The 16,491-nt window shown below is 59.0% G+C and carries 20 protein-coding genes and 1 pseudogene; 3 read left to right on the top strand and 18 right to left on the bottom strand.

Going from position 1 to position 16,491, the window contains the following annotated elements:
* Position 1: 1 nt before the first annotated feature.
* From LRP59_RS11190 to rplS, 5 genes are all read right to left on the bottom strand, one after another.
* Positions 2-424, bottom strand: a complete 423-nt coding sequence (locus tag LRP59_RS11190) for a YraN family protein (RefSeq protein ID WP_002514238.1) — start codon at positions 422-424, stop codon at positions 2-4.
* 263 nt (positions 425-687) lie between these two features.
* Positions 688-999, bottom strand: coding sequence for a DUF2469 domain-containing protein (locus LRP59_RS11185; protein WP_002514239.1), 312 nt, complete (start codon positions 997-999; stop codon positions 688-690).
* On the bottom strand, positions 996-1,637 hold the full coding sequence (locus LRP59_RS11180; RefSeq protein WP_014604147.1) for a ribonuclease HII: 642 nt from the start codon (positions 1,635-1,637) through the stop codon (positions 996-998). The genes LRP59_RS11185 and LRP59_RS11180 overlap by 4 nt, the downstream gene beginning before the upstream one ends.
* Positions 1,638-1,645: 8 nt before the next feature.
* Positions 1,646-2,470, bottom strand: coding sequence for a signal peptidase I (lepB, locus tag LRP59_RS11175; protein ID WP_002514241.1), 825 nt, complete (start codon positions 2,468-2,470; stop codon positions 1,646-1,648).
* A gap of 170 nt (positions 2,471-2,640) precedes the next feature.
* A complete protein-coding gene (gene rplS, locus LRP59_RS11170; protein WP_002514242.1) occupies positions 2,641-2,994 on the bottom strand; it encodes a 50S ribosomal protein L19 in 354 nt (117 codons plus the stop codon).
* A 32-nt stretch (positions 2,995-3,026) separates the two neighbouring features.
* Between rplS and LRP59_RS11165 the strand changes: the two genes are divergently transcribed.
* Positions 3,027-3,224, top strand: coding sequence for a hypothetical protein (locus LRP59_RS11165; protein WP_002514243.1), 198 nt, complete (start codon positions 3,027-3,029; stop codon positions 3,222-3,224).
* A gap of 20 nt (positions 3,225-3,244) precedes the next feature.
* Here the strand turns inward: LRP59_RS11165 and LRP59_RS11160 are convergent, their stop codons facing one another.
* From LRP59_RS11160 to LRP59_RS11100, 13 genes are all read right to left on the bottom strand, one after another.
* Positions 3,245-4,018, bottom strand: a complete 774-nt coding sequence (locus LRP59_RS11160) for a succinate dehydrogenase/fumarate reductase iron-sulfur subunit (protein WP_002514244.1) — start codon at positions 4,016-4,018, stop codon at positions 3,245-3,247.
* Positions 4,015-6,042 carry a fumarate reductase/succinate dehydrogenase flavoprotein subunit gene (locus LRP59_RS11155; RefSeq protein WP_002514245.1) on the bottom strand — a complete coding sequence of 676 codons (2,028 nt, stop codon included), beginning with the start codon at positions 6,040-6,042 and terminating at the stop codon, positions 4,015-4,017. The genes LRP59_RS11160 and LRP59_RS11155 overlap by 4 nt, the downstream gene beginning before the upstream one ends.
* Positions 6,042-6,722 (bottom strand): succinate dehydrogenase cytochrome b subunit, encoded by a 681-nt coding sequence (locus tag LRP59_RS11150; RefSeq protein ID WP_002514246.1) that lies wholly within the window; start codon positions 6,720-6,722, stop codon positions 6,042-6,044. Before LRP59_RS11150 ends, LRP59_RS11155 begins: the two co-directional genes overlap by 1 nt.
* A gap of 180 nt (positions 6,723-6,902) precedes the next feature.
* A complete protein-coding gene (gene trmD / locus LRP59_RS11145; protein WP_002533336.1) occupies positions 6,903-7,622 on the bottom strand; it encodes a tRNA (guanosine(37)-N1)-methyltransferase TrmD in 720 nt (239 codons plus the stop codon).
* A gap of 2 nt (positions 7,623-7,624) precedes the next feature.
* Positions 7,625-8,164 (bottom strand): ribosome maturation factor RimM, encoded by a 540-nt coding sequence (gene rimM / locus LRP59_RS11140; RefSeq protein WP_002514248.1) that lies wholly within the window; start codon positions 8,162-8,164, stop codon positions 7,625-7,627.
* A 107-nt stretch (positions 8,165-8,271) separates the two neighbouring features.
* Positions 8,272-8,550 carry an RNA-binding protein gene (locus LRP59_RS11135; RefSeq protein ID WP_002514249.1) on the bottom strand — a complete coding sequence of 93 codons (279 nt, stop codon included), beginning with the start codon at positions 8,548-8,550 and terminating at the stop codon, positions 8,272-8,274.
* Between the two features lie 2 nt (positions 8,551-8,552).
* Positions 8,553-8,996: a 30S ribosomal protein S16 gene (rpsP, locus tag LRP59_RS11130; protein WP_002514250.1), complete on the bottom strand. Its 444-nt coding sequence runs from the start codon at positions 8,994-8,996 to the stop codon at positions 8,553-8,555.
* A 190-nt stretch (positions 8,997-9,186) separates the two neighbouring features.
* A complete protein-coding gene (locus LRP59_RS11125; protein ID WP_002514251.1) occupies positions 9,187-10,350 on the bottom strand; it encodes an amidohydrolase family protein in 1,164 nt (387 codons plus the stop codon).
* Between the two features lie 76 nt (positions 10,351-10,426).
* Positions 10,427-12,013 carry a signal recognition particle protein gene (ffh, locus tag LRP59_RS11120; protein WP_002514252.1) on the bottom strand — a complete coding sequence of 529 codons (1,587 nt, stop codon included), beginning with the start codon at positions 12,011-12,013 and terminating at the stop codon, positions 10,427-10,429.
* Positions 12,014-12,088: 75 nt separating this feature from the next.
* On the bottom strand, positions 12,089-13,231 hold the full coding sequence (locus LRP59_RS11115; protein ID WP_049785435.1) for an esterase family protein: 1,143 nt from the start codon (positions 13,229-13,231) through the stop codon (positions 12,089-12,091).
* A gap of 49 nt (positions 13,232-13,280) precedes the next feature.
* Positions 13,281-14,471, bottom strand: a complete 1,191-nt coding sequence (ftsY, locus tag LRP59_RS11110) for a signal recognition particle-docking protein FtsY (RefSeq protein ID WP_002514254.1) — start codon at positions 14,469-14,471, stop codon at positions 13,281-13,283.
* Positions 14,472-14,521: 50 nt separating this feature from the next.
* The gene (locus LRP59_RS11105) at positions 14,522-14,689 is read right to left on the bottom strand and encodes a hypothetical protein (RefSeq protein WP_002514255.1); all 168 of its coding nucleotides are present in this window, start codon (positions 14,687-14,689) and stop codon (positions 14,522-14,524) included.
* A 59-nt stretch (positions 14,690-14,748) separates the two neighbouring features.
* Entirely contained in the window at positions 14,749-15,408 is a 660-nt protein-coding gene (locus tag LRP59_RS11100; protein WP_002521314.1) for a GtrA family protein, read from the bottom strand.
* Positions 15,409-15,830: 422 nt separating this feature from the next.
* Here LRP59_RS11100 and LRP59_RS11095 point away from each other — a divergent pair.
* Together LRP59_RS11095 and LRP59_RS11090 are read left to right on the top strand one after the other, a co-directional pair.
* Positions 15,831-16,018, top strand: a pseudogene (locus tag LRP59_RS11095) (toxin-antitoxin system, toxin protein, HicA family).
* The gene (locus LRP59_RS11090; RefSeq protein WP_002521317.1) at positions 16,018-16,359 is read left to right on the top strand and encodes a type II toxin-antitoxin system HicB family antitoxin; all 342 of its coding nucleotides are present in this window, start codon (positions 16,018-16,020) and stop codon (positions 16,357-16,359) included. Before LRP59_RS11095 ends, LRP59_RS11090 begins: the two are co-directional and overlap by 1 nt.
* The last annotated feature ends 132 nt before the right edge of the window (positions 16,360-16,491 follow it).

Raw genomic sequence — 16,491 nt, 5'->3', positions numbered from 1 at the left:
GTCACCGGATACCTCGCACATGTGTGACAGTTGGCTCGGCGCCCGGGCGCACCATGACACCGATGGCGTCAATCCGCACCGAATGGACCCCCTCGTCCTGGTTAACCAACCACGCCAGTGCTAGTTCGTGAAGCTTACGGACCTTCGCCGTCGTAATAGATTCCAGCGGGTCGCCGAAGCCGGTGCCTGACCTGGCCTTCACCTCGATAAAGACGACGGTCTGGTCGTCACGCGCGATGAGGTCGATCTCTCCCACATCACACGTCCAGTTACGCGCGATGATTGTCCATCCCAGGGACTCCACATACTGAGCGGCAAGATCCTCGCCCCACGCACCGAACGCGGGTCTGCAACCACGACGCCCACGCAACGCAGCTCCACGCGGGGTCGTCAGCTCTGCCGACAATGGCTTAGGTGTCATCATTCACCACCTCCGACAACAGTTATCGTCGGAGAACACCTGATTATTCAGTTATCCACAGATCAATGTTTCGGGATCAGAAGCACCATAAGTTGTCCACAAAGCCCCACGCCGGTAGCGAAACCTCTGCCACCGATATCAGATGACCTACGAGGTCTACAGACGATTCCGGCTCGGAGTGGAAACCGGTCAAGACCACACGATGCCCACACTCACGTCACAGGATTGGACATGGACACGTAACGTCAAGGAATGCGAGCCTGGCGTTACTTAGACGGCACCTCGTCAAAGTCAGGATGCACGATCTCCTCAATGGATACATCGCGGAAGGTAAGGATTTTGGCGCTCTTGACGAACCTAGAAGGCCGGTACATGTCCCACACCCAGGCATCCGCCATAGACACCTCGTAGTAGACGTCGCCCCCTTCGGTGCGAACCTTGAGATCGACGACGTTACACAAATAGAACCGTCTCTCGGTTTCCACGGCATATTTGAAGATCCCGACGACGTCCTTGTACTCGCGGTAGAGCTCCAACTCCATCCGATTCTCGTACTGTTCCAGATCTTCGGCACTCATGATGAATGAAGCCTAGCCGCTCGTCGCACATTGGCGTAGCTCATCCGGTGCTGACGAGACGGTCCTAACTCCTTCAGACGACGCTGGTGTAAGGCTGTCGCGTACCCCTTGTGCACCGCAAAATCGTAACCAGGAATCTCGGCGTCCATAGCGATCATGATGCGATCCCTGGCCACTTTGGCCACGATGGAGGCAGCTGCCACACATGCACACACTGAATCGCCCTTCCACATTCCCAGATCGGGAACCGTCAGTCCGTCGACCGGGAAACCGTCCGACAGCACGTAGCCCGGTTCAACTCCCAGCCTCACCACGGCACGCCTCAAGCCGCTGATATCTGCCTCCTGCATCCCCAACCGATCGCATTCGTCGGCTTCTACACGTACCCACGACACTGCCAAAGCTTTATCCATGATGACGTTAAACAGGGCCTCTCTCTTGGCCGCAGATAGTGTCTTGGAATCTGCTAGCCCCGCAATCCTGCCGGATCTGCGATCGTCAAGAATGACAGCTGCGGCTACCAATGGCCCTGCACACGCGCCCCGACCCGCCTCGTCGCATCCGGCCACGGGTCCGAGTCCGGCCCTCGTCAGGGCCCGTTCATGGCCCATCGGCCCCGGCCCGACTCGCACCGACATGGAATCCGTCACTTAGGGCAGCACGTGTTACCGACGCAGATGCGCGCCTTGGCTGGAGCTGACGACGACCTATCCGGGATTCCCCGGAAAGTGTTAGGAGTCCCCAGTCCCTCAATGCGATTGAGAGGCATAAGAATGGCCTTTGCCGGCCCAACGACGTCATCGAGCGGCACAAACGCAGGAGCGCCCGTATACTCACCCGGATCAAGGTCTTGGAGGTGATAGCGCGAGTCACCCGAGGCATTGCGATGGTCCCCCAAGACGAACATCCGCCCCCGAGGAACAGTGACCCGGAATTCCATCGCCGAGGGTTTAACCATTTCACCATTTTCGGAGTACAGGTATGACCGCTCGTCAAGCGCCTTACCGTTGACGGTCACCTGGCCGTTGACGTTGCAGCAGGCAACGGTGTCCCCAGGCATGCCGATCACTCGCTTAATGAGGTAGTTCGAGCTCTTGTTAGGCAACAACCCGACGAATTCGAGGATCTGTCCTGGAACAGAGCGGCGATCCTGAACAGCAGGTAACCAATGTTCGGTGTCTTTGAACACGACGACGTCGCCCCGATGAAAATCGGCGGCTTTCACCGCGATCACGCGGTCACCCACCTGCAAGGTGTTTTGCATGGACTTCGACGGGATGACAAACATCTGAGCGACGAAACCACGCAGCACAGCTGAGATGATGAGGGCACCAACGACGATGAGAACAACTTCGATGGCCCCCGACCGAAAGCGCTGCCACCCAGACGCCTGTTCCCCACGTGCTGTTGCATCGTCAGAGTCCCTGGTGTCGCCGTTTGCAGCCCGCCTCGCCCGGTAGTCATCCGCCACGGCAAAACCTCTCCCTCATCCCCTGTGGGAATTTCCCGTCGGGTGCCACCTTGCAGTGTAACTAACGCACGGAAAAAAGCTGCATCATGACGCGCCTACCCCAGATGTGAGTCGACGCATACAAAAACGGGGCTTCGCCGTAACGAAACCCCGTTGCTGTTAAGACGACGTCAGCGAGCTGAGCCCCTCTCCTTAATCTTGGCCGCCTTACCACGCCGGCCGCGCAGGTAGTACAGCTTGGCGCGACGGACCGCACCGTGGCGATCAACCTCGATCTTGTCAATGATCGGGGAATGCAGCGGGAAGGTACGCTCAACACCGGTCCCGAAGCTCAGCTTGCGGACGGTAAAGGACTCCTGGACGCCACCACCGGTACGCGAGATGACGATCCCGGAAAAGACCTGCACACGGGTACGGCTACCCTCAACGACCTTGACGTGGACCTTCACCGAATCGCCAGGACGGAACTCGGGGATGTCGTCGCGCATCGAGGCCTTGTCGATCTCGTCGATGATGTTGCTCATAGTGTTTCCTCGCCGGTGCCACAGGTCACCTGGTGCTCGTGTTCACAAAGATTTCGTTCCCCGAGCGCCGGACTGTCCCCCTGTGGCAGGAGCCGGACACGGACAACACCGCGGTATTTTTCCATACCCATGGCTCTGGCATCAAATCCACCATCACTCGTGCCCGCCAACAGGCAGTGCTCCACAACATAACCGGGCTCCGACACCGCGAGGTGTCGGAGCCCGAGTGATCGACCACACGAGTCAGGACTCAGTCGTCCTTGCCGTCGTGCTTGAACAGCGACGCAATGAGGTCACGGTTGAGCTGGCTGATGGACTCCAGCGGAATACCTTTCGGGCACACCGAGGCACACTCACCAATGTTGGTGCAGCCGCCGAATCCTTCAGCGTCGTTCTGCGCAGCCATAGCCTTGACACGACGCATCCGCTCCGGCTGACCCTGCGGAAGCATGGCCAGGTGAGTGATCTTCGCAGAAGTAAACAGCATCGAGGAGCCGTTCGGGCAAGCCGCCACGCAGGCGCCACAACCGATGCAGGTAGCGGCGTCGAAGGAGCGATCAGAGCGCTTCTTGTTGACCTGAACAGCGTGAGCGTCCGGGGCAGCACCGGTGTTCACCGAGACATAGCCGCCAGCCTGGATGACACGGTCAAGGGCCGAGCGATCCACGATAAGGTCACGCAGAATCGGGAAGGCACCCGACTTCCATGGCTCGATCGTGATGGTCGAGCCATCGGCGAAGGAACGCATGTGCAGCTGACACGTAGTGGTACGCACCGGCTGGGCAACACCCATACCACCATGCGGCACACCATTGATGACGACGCCGCACTGACCGCAAATACCCTCGCGGCAGTCCGAGTCAAATGCGACGGGCTCTTCGCCCTGAGCGGTGAGGTTCTCGTTGAGCATGTCCAACATCTCAAGGAAGGACATATCACCGGAAACACCGTCCAGGGTGTACTCGACGAGGCGGCCCTGATCCTTGGAATTGCGCTGACGCCAGATTCGCAGGTTGATCTTCACTTGTAGCTCCTCTGCTTGACCTGGATGGACTTGTAGACCAGCGGCTCCTTGTGCAGGGTCGGCTTGTGGCCTTCGCCAGTCCACTCCCAGGCAGCGACGTACTGATACTCGTCGTCGTGACGCATGGCCTCGCCCTCTTCGGTCTGAGACTCAGCGCGGAAGTGACCACCACAAGACTCGCGACGGTGTAGAGCGTCGATGCACATCAGTTCACCGAGCTCCAAGAAGTCGGCGAGCCGACCAGCGCGCTCGAGGGTCTGATTGAGCTCCTCGTTGACGCCGGTGACCTTAACGTTGGTCCAGAACTCGTTGCGCAGATTGCGGATGAGACCAATAGCCTTAATGAGGCCGGCCTCGTTGCGCTCCATACCGCAGTACTCCCACATGATGTGGCCAAGTTCCTTGTGGATCGAGTCGACGGTACGGGTTCCATTAATCGTTAGCAGCTTATTGATACGGCTCTCGACAGCCTGACGGGCTTCAACCGCGGCGGGATGCTTCTCATCGACCATGCCGAACTTCGGAGAGTCCGCCAGGTAGTCGGTGATCGTGTTGGGCAGAACCCAGTAGCCATCAGCCAGACCCTGCATCAGGGCCGAAGCACCGAGCCGGTTAGCGCCGTGATCGGAGAAGTTGGCCTCACCACAGACGAACAGACCCGGAATGGTCGACTGCAGGTCATAGTCGACCCACAGGCCGCCCATCGTGTAGTGCACCGCAGGGTAGATACGCATGGGAACCTCATACGGGTTCTCGTCGGTAATCCGCTGGTACATGTCGAAGAGGTTGCCGTACTTCTTTTCCACGGCATCCTTACCCATACGCTGGATGGCCTCGGAGAAGTCGAGGTACACGCCACGGGCACGCATGTGCTCGGTGCCGTCAGAATCGACCTCACGAACCTTCGGACCGACACCACGACCCTCGTCACAGCGGTACTTGGCTTGACGGGATGCAATGTCACGAGGAACCAGGTTGCCGAAGGACGGGTAGATGCGCTCCAAGTAGTAGTCGCGATCTTCCTCGGGGATGTCGCGAGGATCCTTTTCACAATCTTCCGCGCGCTTGGGCACCCAGATACGGCCGTCGTTACGCAGCGACTCCGACATCAGAGTCAGCTTCGACTGGTTTTCACCATGCACCGGGATGCAGGTCGGGTGGATCTGGGTGTAGCAGGGGTTGCCGAAGTAAGCGCCCTTACGGTGGGCACGCCACGAGGCGGTGGCATTGCAGCCCATGGCGTTCGTCGACAGGAAAAAGACGTTGCCGTAACCACCGGTAGCCAGGACGACGGCGTCACCAAACCACTCTTCGATCTTGCCGGTAACCATGTCACGAGTCACGATGCCGCGAGCTCGCCCGTCGGCGACGATGAGCTCGACCATCTCGTGACGGGTGTGCATGTGCACGGTGCCGGCGTGAACCTGCCGCTCGAGGGCTTGGTAGGCGCCGATGAGCAGCTGCTGGCCCGTCTGGCCGCGAGCGTAGAAGGTGCGCTGCACCTGGACGCCACCGAAGGAACGGTTGTCGAGCAGGCCACCGTACTCACGGGCGAACGGAACGCCCTGGGCGACACACTGGTCGATGATGTTCGCGCTGACCGCGGCGAGCCGGTAAACGTTCGTCTCGCGGGAGCGGTAATCGCCACCCTTGACGGTATCGTAGAACAGGCGGTAGATCGAATCACCGTCATTCTTGTAGTTCTTCGCGGCGTTAATTCCCCCCTGGGCCGCGATCGAGTGAGCGCGACGCGGAGAGTCTTGGTAGCAGAAGTTCTCGACGCGGTAACCGGCCTCACCGAGAGTTGCGGCGGCAGCGCCACCAGCTAGACCGGTACCAACAATGATGACCGTCATCTTGCGACGGTTAGCCGGGTTGACCAGACGCGAGGTGAACTGGCGATCAGTCCAGATCTTCTCGATCGGAAGGTCATGGTTGGCCTTCGTGTCGTGGATTTCGTCGCCGGTCGTCCAGTACTGGTCGGCGAGAGCGGCGTTGTTATTGGATGCAGCAGTTGCAGTCATCAGGAGATCACCCCGAACAGGACCAGGAATGGAGGAGTCATGAAGCCCACGAAGATCACGATGGCGACGATCCAGGAACACACGCGCAGCACAGCGCGAGCGGTACCAGAGACGTTGACGCCGAGGGTCGCAAAGGCACTCCAGAAACCGTGGGAGACGTGCATGCACACCGCGATCATGGCGATGAGGTAAATGAGCACGAACCACCAGTGGCTGAACGCCGTAAGTACCATCCCTGCGCGTCCAGCTGCATCGGTGGGCGGGTTATTGAGCAAGTCAGGGCTAATGGTGAACTGCAGCAGGTGGAGGATGAGGAATAGGAAGATGATCCAGCCACCCCAGAACATCGTGCGGGCAGCATAGGTATTCTCCGGCGAGAGGTTCTTCTTGACCGAGTAACGGCCAGCGCCACCGGTTCCAATGTTGCGCTGCTTGTTAACGCGAATCGCCGACCAAATGTGCAGCACGATCGCCAGCAACATGAAGATCCGGAAAATCCACAAGAAGGAGTCACCCGGCAGGATCGGGTTGAGAATCGTGCGAAGAAAACCGGCGTAACGGTTGAAGTCCTCGTTACTAGCGAGCAGCTTCAAGTTGCCAAACATGTGCATGAGCAGGAAGAGGATTAAGATCAGCCCGGTGACGGCCATGAGGGCCTTCGCCGCGACAGTTGATCGCACCGCTCTCTGATGAGTAGTAAGTGTTGTAGTCGCCACGGACCAAAGACTAGCCAATTACCAGCCCTTTTGCGCCCCCACCCCCTGTGTTTTCGAAAACTTCCCTCAACCCTTGGTTCACTAGGGGTTTTGCTCTTGATTATCGCAACATTTTCGGTTCGAATTTTGTCGATTAGAGACGCTTCAATGGGGAACACCGAAGTCGGAATCCGTCAGATCAGGACGCCGCTCACAAGTCAGGCGGACTGACTCATCACGGCGCCACTTCGCAATTCGACCATGATGACCACTCATGAGAACCTCGGGGACATCGAGGCCACGCCATGAGACCGGCCGGGTGAACAGCGGATACTCCAGCAAGCCGTCTTGCCCGGCCGAGAACGACTCCTCCGCTAGAGACTCCGGGTTACCCATGAACCCGGGCACCAGCCGAACCACGGCCTCAGTGATAGCCAGAGCCGCTACTTCTCCCCCATTAAGCACGTAGTCTCCCAGGCTCACCTCGTGAACAGTCCACATCGACCGCGCATAGTCGATCACGCGGTGGTCGATCCCCTCGTACCGTCCGCAACAGAACACGATCCGCACTGCCGACGACAACTCTTGAGCAGCAGACTGGGTAAATGGCACACCTGACGGGCTAGGGAAAATCACATGAACCGACGAGTCCGGCTCAGTGCCAATGATCTCGTCGAAAGCTTCCCCCCACGGGTCAGGCTTCATGACCATGCCCGCACCTCCGCCAGACGGGGTGTCGTCCACGGTGCGATGGCGATCGTGGGTCCAGTCGCGCAAGTCGTGGGCGTGGACCTCCACCAGACCGTCGGCTGCCGCCTTACCCAGCAAAGATATGTCGAGGACATCAAAGTACGCCGGAAAGATCGACAGGTAGTCCAGCCTCATCGTCACCTCGCCTCTTCGGCGTTCGAATCGAGCAGGCCAGGAATGCCACTGACGATGATCTGCCCGGACGCCACATCGACAGTAGGGACGAGTTGGTGGACGAAAGGAACCAGATGTTCCTCCCCACCTACGTCGATCACGAGCACATCTTGGGCTGGCATATGAAGCACATCTTTGACAGCCCCGCGGCTTTTACCGGATTCATCAACCACTGTCAGCCCACGCAACCGACGATCCCAGAATTCATCGGGGTCATCGGGGTCATCGTTGGGCTCAACGTCAACGACGAGAACCGATCCGCGTAGCTCCTCTGCCCCCTGACGATCTTTCACTTCGCCAAAAGCGACGATAAGGCTGCCCTTGGCCCAGCGGGACCGCACAACCGTCAGATCACGTCTGGACCCCTCAATCTGCACCGTGGCACCTACTCCAAACCTCGCATCCGGTTCGTCAGTACGCACCTCAACGACGACGTCACCTCGCAGACCATGGGCACGACCTACTCGTCCGACGACGACCTCCACCGTTGCCGACTCTTCCACTGTGACTCCTGGGGAATGATGGGATTAGACAAGATGCCAGACACAGCACATGGGCCGCAGCCCCGCCAGAGCGGGACCACGGCCCATATTGTCAAAGAACTGGCGATTCAGTGACGATGGCCACGGTGGTCGGAATGCCGTCCCGACCCGCGTCGATCAACATCAACGAAGTCGATCCTGATCTGCTCGTCACCGGCCAACGCACCAATAACCGTGCGCAACGAAGAGGCCGTACGACCCTGACGACCGATGACCTTACCAATGTCGGAAGGATTGACGCGCACCTCAAGCATCCGGCCGCGTCGCAGGTCCTTCTCCCGGACCCGGACGTCGTCAGGATTGGCGACGATGCCAGAGACGAGGTGTTCCAGGGCGTCGGCTAGCACGATCAGGCCTCAGCCTTCTCGCCACTATTGTCTCCAGCCGCCGGCTCGGAAGCCTCGTCAGTAGCTGGCTCTTCGGACTTCTTGGTGATGGCCTCACGCGGGGCCTCGTCGGCCTCAGCCAGGGCAGCGTTGAACAGATCATCCTTGTTGGGACGCTCGGGCTGCGGTTTGACACCAGACGGCGAAGTATCGCCGGTGAACTTCTGCCAATCACCGGTGCGCTTCAGCAAAGCAACAACAGCTTCAGTCGGCTGGGCACCGACGCCGAGCCAGTACTGCACGCGCTCAGAGTCGATCACAATGACCGACGGATCAGCCTTGGGATGGTACTGGCCGATTTCCTCAATAGCACGACCGTCACGCTTAGCGCGCGAGTCCATGACGACGACACGGTAGTGCGGGGTACGGATCTTGCCGAGACGCTTCAGACGAATTTTGGTAGCCACGTGTGTGGTAACTCCTGTAGTGAGACGCCCGGGACGAAACCCGGGAAGTTACGGGTGAGCACGGACACGACGTGGGGACATCGCCCCCGAACTCGGGTGGAACTATCCGCCGATAAGAGAGGGCACCGAACGGACAGAAGCTCTCGATATTGTGCCACAGATAGGCAGATGACGCGAGCCGGGACGGACTTCACCTGATGACTACTCGTCCCCTCAGCACGATGTAGGTGGGAGACTCCAGCACCCCAACGTCAACCCTCGGGTCACGGTCAAGGACGAGGAGGTCAGCAGAATCGCCAATACCCAGCTGCTCACCGCCCAGCCACGCGCGAGCCCGCCAGGACGCTGCTCCCAATGCCATCTCCGCTCCCCCTACAGCAACCAACAACCGAACCTCGGAGGCAATGAGGCCGTGCTTGATAGTGCCGCCAGCGTCGGTACCGGCATAAATCGGCACTCCGGCATCCCAAGCCTTGGCGATCGTTTCATGACGGTGAGTATGGAGGTGACGCATATGTGCGGCATATTTTGGGAACTTGCCGTCAGCCTGAGCGGCGATGGACGGGAAGGTCTCGATATTGATCAAAGTCGGGACAAGCCCGACCCCGCGCTCAGCCATAGTGGCGATTGTCTCGTCGGTAAGCCCAGTGCCGTGCTCAATACAGTCAATACCGGCATCAACGAGCTGTGCGGGAGCTTCCTCGGAAAAACAGTGCGCAGTAACACGGGCACCAAGCTCATGAGCACGATCGATGGCGGCCTGGGCGATGTCTGCGGGCCACAACGGAGCGAGATCCCCCTCGTCGCGATCAATCCAGTCACCGACAAGCTTGACCCAACCATCACCGGATCGAGCCTGACGATCGATCTCGGCAACGAGATTTTCCGGATCTACCTCAGCTGCGTAGTTACGGATGTAACGCTTAGGGCGGGCGATGTGGCGTCCGGCACGAATGACCCGCGGAAGGTCGTCGCGGTCGTCGATCCAATGGGTATCACTCGGCGATCCAGCATCGCGGATGAGAAGGGTGCCCGTCTTCGCCTCGGTCCGGGCCTGCTCCTCGGCAGTCTCCGTGCCAACGGCACCATGAGCATCGAGGCCAATGTGGTTATGGGCGTCAACTAGACCGGGAATGATCCAACAGCCGTCAGCCAAAGTTCGAGCCCCCGAGAGCGGCCCTTCCACGAGGACTCCGTCGTGAACCCATAGTTCACGTTCTTCCCCGTCAGGTAGCACGACGCCCCGGATACGCAAGTCTTCAGCGGGAGCGGTTTGGGCCTCACGGGCCATATGGGTATGAGTCCATCCGTCGTGGGTGTGAGTGTGGAACAACGGCTGGGTGTCCTCGGTCATGGCCCCATCGTGTCACGAAGTCGCGGGGAGAGGTAATGTCAAACTCGCGATCTCTTCACACATCACCGACGCTGGTTCAACGCGGTCTCTTGTTCGTTTGGTTGAACATCTGCTGCATTGACGGCGGCATCTTGAATTCACTCATTGCCTTCTGCAAATCTTCCTGACTGGGTTGCTGCTGGCCCTGTAACCCGAACGCCTCACCGCTGCTCCGCTGCGGTTTCTTTGCAGCTTGACGAGCTTGAGTAGCACGCTTGGCGGGATTACCAGAGCCCTTACGGTTCTTCTGCTTCTTCTTCGACTGTTTGGAACCGCGCTTAGCCATGGACCCCATCATGCGGCCAGCACCAGGACCCATCATCTGGCCCATCTGGCTCATCATCTTCCGAGCGTCAACAAATCGATTGACCAGGTTGTTGACGTCACGAACTTCCATGCCAGACCCGTTAGCAATACGGGCACGACGCGACCCGTTGAGGATCGACACGTCGGCACGCTCGGCCGGAGTCATCGCGCAGATGATGGCCTCAATGCGGTCAATCTTCCGCTCGTCGATGTTCTCAATCTGGCCTTTCATCTGGCCGACGCCGGGGAGCATGCCCATGATCTTGGACATCGGGCCCATGCGACGCATTTGACGCATGAGCCCGAGGAAGTCATCGAGACCGAACTCCCCCTTGCCTGCCATGAGCTTGGCCGCAGCCGCCTGAGATTGCTCCTGATCGAAAGCTTTCTCGGCCTGCTCGATAAGGGTGAGCATGTCGCCCATATCGAGGATGCGCGAGGCCATCCGGTCGGGATGGAAAACGTCGAAGTCCTTGAGACCCTCACCCGAGGAAGCAAACATGATCGGCTTGCCCACCACACGAGCAATGGACAAAGCCGCGCCGCCGCGAGCGTCGCCGTCAAGTTTGGTCAGGACGACGCCGTCGAATCCGACTCCCTCCTGGAAGGCCACCGCAGTGTTGACCGCGTCCTGACCAATCATGGCGTCAACGACGAAGAGGGTCTCGTCAGGGTCGGTAGCAGTCTTGATGTCAGCCGCTTGAGCCATCATCTCGGCGTCGACACCCAGACGACCAGCGGTGTCGATGATGACGACGTCGTACAGCTTGTGCTCGGCCTCTGCGACGGCATCACGGGCTACCTGGACGGGATCCCCAACTCCGTTGCCAGGTTCAGGAGCGAAGACGTGCACCCCGGCACGTTCTCCGACCACCTGCAACTGAGTGACGGCATTGGGCCGCTGGAGGTCGCAGGCGGCCAACAACGGGGAGTGGCCCTCTTCCTTGAACCACTGAGCCAACTTCCCAGCCAGGGTCGTCTTGCCAGCACCTTGCAAGCCGGCAAGCATGACGATCGTCGAGGGAGTCTTCGCAAAACGAACCGTACGGGTCTGCCCTCCGAGGATCTCGACGAGTTCCTCGTTGACAATCTTGACGATCTGTTGGGTCGGATTGAGCGCTTTAGAAAGCTCCTCGCCGTGGCAACGCTCTTTAATGGCCGCCACGAATTCCTTGACGACCGACAAGTTGACGTCAGCCTCAAGTAGGGCGATGCGAATCTGGCGAGTCGTGGCATCGATATCGGCATCAGTGAGACGTCCCTTACCACGCAATCCCTTGAAGGTTGATGCGAGGCGGTCTTGGAGAGTGTCGAACACGGTTGTCCTTCAGCGCGCTAGTTCCTTACCAGGACAGACTACCGTCCCAGACTTGATCATGACTCCCGGCGGCAATTACAGCCCGAACTGGCCAAGCCACTGTAATGACTGCTCGGTATACGGTGTGTACACACTGACGCGGTGTCCGCCACCTGCGAGCAAGATGAAGGCGAACTGCTTCATGCCTTTGGCGACATGGTAAAATTGACCTCCGTCCGGGCCGACCTGCCCGTTCAAAACCACCGGTACACGACCGGGCCCCCAGCTCTGCAAATCGTTGGGGTTGAGCACGGACAGAAACCGCACGCTGCGCTCAATCTTGCGTTCCTGGACCCTACGCACCACCGAGTTGTTGGCCATAAGGGGTCGGGCCATGTTGGCGATGCGCGGATTCTCGAACATGGGATGGTAGTACCCGCCCAAAGAGAACCCGGCATTGAAAGCCCTGGGATATTTGGTCGACAAATTGGCAGCGCAGTAGCCACCGGTGCTCCATCCACCGATGAAACGTGACCCGCGCTCGTGACCGACCCGGTAGTGCGACTCAAGCCGCGGGATAACAATCTTCATGATCCATGTCTCATGCCGGTAGGGACCAACGTCAACACACTCGCTGTCGATACCGTTACGAATCTTGCCCGGCAAGAACACGATGACGAAGGGATTGACCTTCCTGTCCTTGATGAGTTCGGTTGCTGGATCGATGAGGTCGATCGACTTGTCGTCACGCTGACCAGTGTCATTGACGCCCCCGATGTAGAACAACACCGGAAATCGAGTGCGACGCTCCGACTTTTCAAAGTACTGGGGCGGCAGCCAGACCGGAACGCGCGCATATTGGGCATCCGCGCCAGGCACCGTTATTGCGCTCACCTGACCGTTGGGATGGGGGTTGGACTTACTGATCGGAATATCTTTGACCTTGGTGCGTCGGATCGGGACTAGATCATGGGTCGGAGCCTCTGGTTGGACCTCTCCCAACAGGTCAGACCATGACGTGAAAAACCCATACTCACGGTTAGTGTAGAGAAAGACGCCGGTAATCAGTAAGGCCTGCGCGAGCAAAATCACCACAAGATGGCCGAGACCGCGCAGGATCTTGCGCCACCAGCTCCCCGTACCCGCTATAGCCCGCCACACGACGAAAGTTAGAGGCAAAGCGAAAGCCGCAATAAGCACCGCTACGCACAGCTTATGGCTGAGGATACTGACCATCATGACCCCACCAGCCGGGGCAAACCACGCGATATCTGTCACTTATCGGACCTCAGCACTCGGCAGAATCGTCACCCATGAGACCGGTGACAAAATTATCAGCATCAAAGGGAGCCAGATCGTCGGCTCCCTCGCCGAGACCGATGAGCTTGACGGGCACACCTAGCTCACGCTGCACTTGGACAACGATGCCGCCCTTCGCGGAACCGTCAAGCTTTGACAACACGATGCCAGTCACGTCGACGACCTCCGAGAAGATGCAGGCTTGAGTTAGGCCATTCTGCCCGGTGGTGGCGTCCAAAACAAGCAACACCTCGCTCACCGGTGCAAGCTTCTCGATGACGCGCTTGACCTTGCCCAGCTCATCCATGAGACCGGCCTTGGTGTGAAGCCGCCCAGCAGTGTCAACGAGCACGACGTCAACACCGTCATCAATGCCAGCCTGAACGGCCTCGTAAGCGACGGAGGCAGGATCGGCGCCCGCGTCCTTACGGACGGTACGCACACCGACACGTTCTCCCCACGTCTCCAGCTGCTCGCCAGCGGCGGCGCGGAAGGTGTCTGCTGCACCGAGGAGGACCGTCTTTCCCTCGGCGACGAGAACGCGCGCCAGCTTGCCGCAGGTCGTCGTCTTACCCGTGCCATTGACGCCCACCATGAGGACGACAGCCGGCTTGCCTTCCGGGCGGTCTAGGTTGATGGAACGATCCATATCCGGTCCGACGAGTTCGACAAGCTCATGGTGCAGAACCTCGCGAGCGTGGGCCGAGTCAGAGATCCCATCAATAGCCAGTTCCGAGCGCAGCTTCTCGACGAGCTCCGTCGTCGGACCAACACCCAGATCGGAGGTGATAAGGGTGGTCTCGAAGTCATCCCAGGCGTCATCGTCGAGCTTGTCAGCGCTCAGCAACTCGGCCAAACCACGAGCAAGCGCGTTGTTGCTGTTAGCCAGACGACGACGCAGTCGGGCCATCCGCGAGCCTGGCGCCTCGGGCGCCTCGACCGCTGGTTCAACGACCTGCGACGCTTCTGACTCGGGGCGTCCGACAGCAGACTCGCCACCCGCTGGAGTCTCCGCTTTGAGAACTGCTTTGCCACTTTCCGTGGGAGCCGGGGATACCTGGGCAGGTTTAGACCCCTCACGCAGAGCCTTACGCCGCGAAACTCCAGCAGTGACGGCAGCAACCACCGTCACCAAGACGAGTATGCCGAGGATAATCCAGATCAGGGTTATGGGGTTCACGTCGGCCGATATTAGTCGGTCAATTCACAAAACCACGAGGACAGACCGCCTCAGCGATGTCGAACACCGCTGAGATCTTCACCCACACGGGTGGCGGTGTGACGCCAAAAACTAGCATCGGGATCGGCACCAGGATGACGTAGACCCAGCATCACCACGGCGCAGACGCCCAAGGCGACTGCGAGAATCAGGACCATCGCGATGATGAAAACGACCATCCGAGACCGACCTTTCCGTCAGGGTACGCACATGCAGATTACCCGAGACGCCAGGCTCCCTAACGCGATTCGGCTGCATCGCCGTCATCATAACTTTCGGGAGCAACTGCAGAGGCAATCATAGGAAGCTCTCCGGAGTGCTTCACTGCTCGGAAGGTCCACAACTTATTGACGACGAAGTTGATAGGCATCGTCACGACGATGGCGAAGATCTGGGACCAGTACTCGCGTGACTGGATCCCCCTTCCCTCGTTAAACCACGGCTCCGGTAAGTAAATCGGGGAGGTTGGGTTGGTAAAGAAGATCTTAATAAACATACCGATGATGGCGGCTATCGACCCTACGGCAAAAAAAGGCCAGAATTCACGCCACCATCCCCGACGGTATTCGCGCTTGAACGTCCAAGAACGGTTGAGCTGGAAGTTCGTAATGTTGGCTACCACGAAACCAACGAGCCACACCAGGCTAGTGAAGCGGAAATTCCACCGGGTACCCGCAAGATTGAACAAGATGTCCTGAGCATGCTCAGTACCGCCATTCGCCTTATTCATGATGATGGCGACGATGATGTTGACCAGAAACCCTGATCCACCGACGACCCCGAACTTAATGAATTCAATCAAGTGACGCTTCTTGATGCGTCTCCTCGTAGGTGCAGTCGGTTCAGTGATCACTCGCGATATAATAGGCCTAATGCCAAGAGACCTGAAACCGCCCATCAAGATTAATATGGCGCGCTGGGACGAGTCGTCACGCCGCGAAGGCAGCCAATGGTGAGATATGGCCTCGGACCGGGATAGCGGGCTACCTCAGGCACCGCGTCGAGCTCCGGTCCATCAACTGGATACGGCTCATCAGGGTGCCACAACGCTTGCAAGGTTTATCCTCTCGCCCCATAGGCATCAAGCGACCGATCGAGGTAGCTCAACTACATCAGCAATGCACATTGATACAGCCAGACGAGTCTTACCTTCTCCTCTTCGGCAACGCGAACATCGGATCGGGCCAGCAGCCATCCCCAGCAGCCCCGCCTCTAGGACGCCAGTCACTTCTCCCTGGTACCACATGTAGTACCATTAAGCCATGCCGAGCGTTGCCAAGATCCTCGCTTCCATGCGAGCCAATCCGCGCAACATCGACTATGCAGACTTGTTCCGCGTGTGCGAGGAGTTCTTCAGAGCAGCCAGGAACACTGGCGACTCGCACGCCGTCTTCAAGACCTCATGACCCGGCGACCCGCGGGTCAACATCCAGAACGACCACGGCAAGGCCAAGACATACCAAGTCCGACAGGTACTCCAAGCAATCGAGAAGTTGAAGGAACAGTGATGAGCCAGACGATCACCGACACCGCACGCTACAGCTTCCGCGTGACCTGGTCCCCCGAGGACACCGAGTTTATCGCCACGTGCGTCGAGTTTCCTTCGCTGTCGTGGCTGGCCGGTACTCCCGAGGAAGCGCTCACTGGGCTCCGGATCGTCGTCGACGAGGTCGTTGACGACATGCGCGCCAATGACGAACCTGTGCCCGAGCCACTGTCCACCCGGCACTACTCCGGGAAGTTCCAACTCCGACTTGGCGAGGACCTGCATCGACGACTCGTGACCGAAGCTGCGGAGCAGCACCTCAGCCTGAACCAGTACGTCACGCGCAAACTGGCCGTCTCCTGAACGCCAGAAGTGTCACTCCCCCCGAGCGCAATTCCTGGGCAAGTCGCAGTCACTTCAGTCGCTGGCCCCGCAGGCAGGAAGGAGACCCCACCTACTATCCACGATTCAACTTCACAGATGCGGCCAACTTTG

Source organism: Cutibacterium sp. 37298 (assembly GCF_023838685.1).
In the GTDB taxonomy this organism is placed as follows: Bacteria; Actinomycetota; Actinomycetes; order Propionibacteriales; family Propionibacteriaceae; genus Cutibacterium; species Cutibacterium acnes.
Note: the sequence above shows the minus strand (reverse complement) of the source record. Positions and strands in the feature narration are given on the sequence as shown.

Excerpts from the sequence above, each read along its gene's own strand:
- LRP59_RS11090 (WP_002521317.1), top strand. The coding sequence starts at position 16,018 with ATGAGCCAGACGATCACCGACACCGCACGCTACAGCTTCCGCGTGACC.
- LRP59_RS11155 (WP_002514245.1), bottom strand. The coding sequence starts at position 6,042 with ATGACTGCAACTGCTGCATCCAATAACAACGCCGCTCTCGCCGACCAG.
- rplS (WP_002514242.1), bottom strand. The coding sequence starts at position 2,994 with ATGAGCAACATCATCGACGAGATCGACAAGGCCTCGATGCGCGACGAC.
- LRP59_RS11180 (WP_014604147.1), bottom strand. The coding sequence starts at position 1,637 with ATGTCGGTGCGAGTCGGGCCGGGGCCGATGGGCCATGAACGGGCCCTG.
- LRP59_RS11190 (WP_002514238.1), bottom strand. The coding sequence starts at position 424 with ATGATGACACCTAAGCCATTGTCGGCAGAGCTGACGACCCCGCGTGGA.
- LRP59_RS11100 (WP_002521314.1), bottom strand. The coding sequence starts at position 15,408 with ATGGGCGGTTTCAGGTCTCTTGGCATTAGGCCTATTATATCGCGAGTG.
- LRP59_RS11185 (WP_002514239.1), bottom strand. The coding sequence starts at position 999 with ATGAGTGCCGAAGATCTGGAACAGTACGAGAATCGGATGGAGTTGGAG.
- trmD (WP_002533336.1), bottom strand. The coding sequence starts at position 7,622 with ATGAGGCTGGACTACCTGTCGATCTTTCCGGCGTACTTTGATGTCCTC.
- LRP59_RS11105 (WP_002514255.1), bottom strand. The coding sequence starts at position 14,689 with ATGGTCGTTTTCATCATCGCGATGGTCCTGATTCTCGCAGTCGCCTTG.
- LRP59_RS11115 (WP_049785435.1), bottom strand. The coding sequence starts at position 13,231 with ATGATGGTCAGTATCCTCAGCCATAAGCTGTGCGTAGCGGTGCTTATT.
- LRP59_RS11125 (WP_002514251.1), bottom strand. The coding sequence starts at position 10,350 with ATGACCGAGGACACCCAGCCGTTGTTCCACACTCACACCCACGACGGA.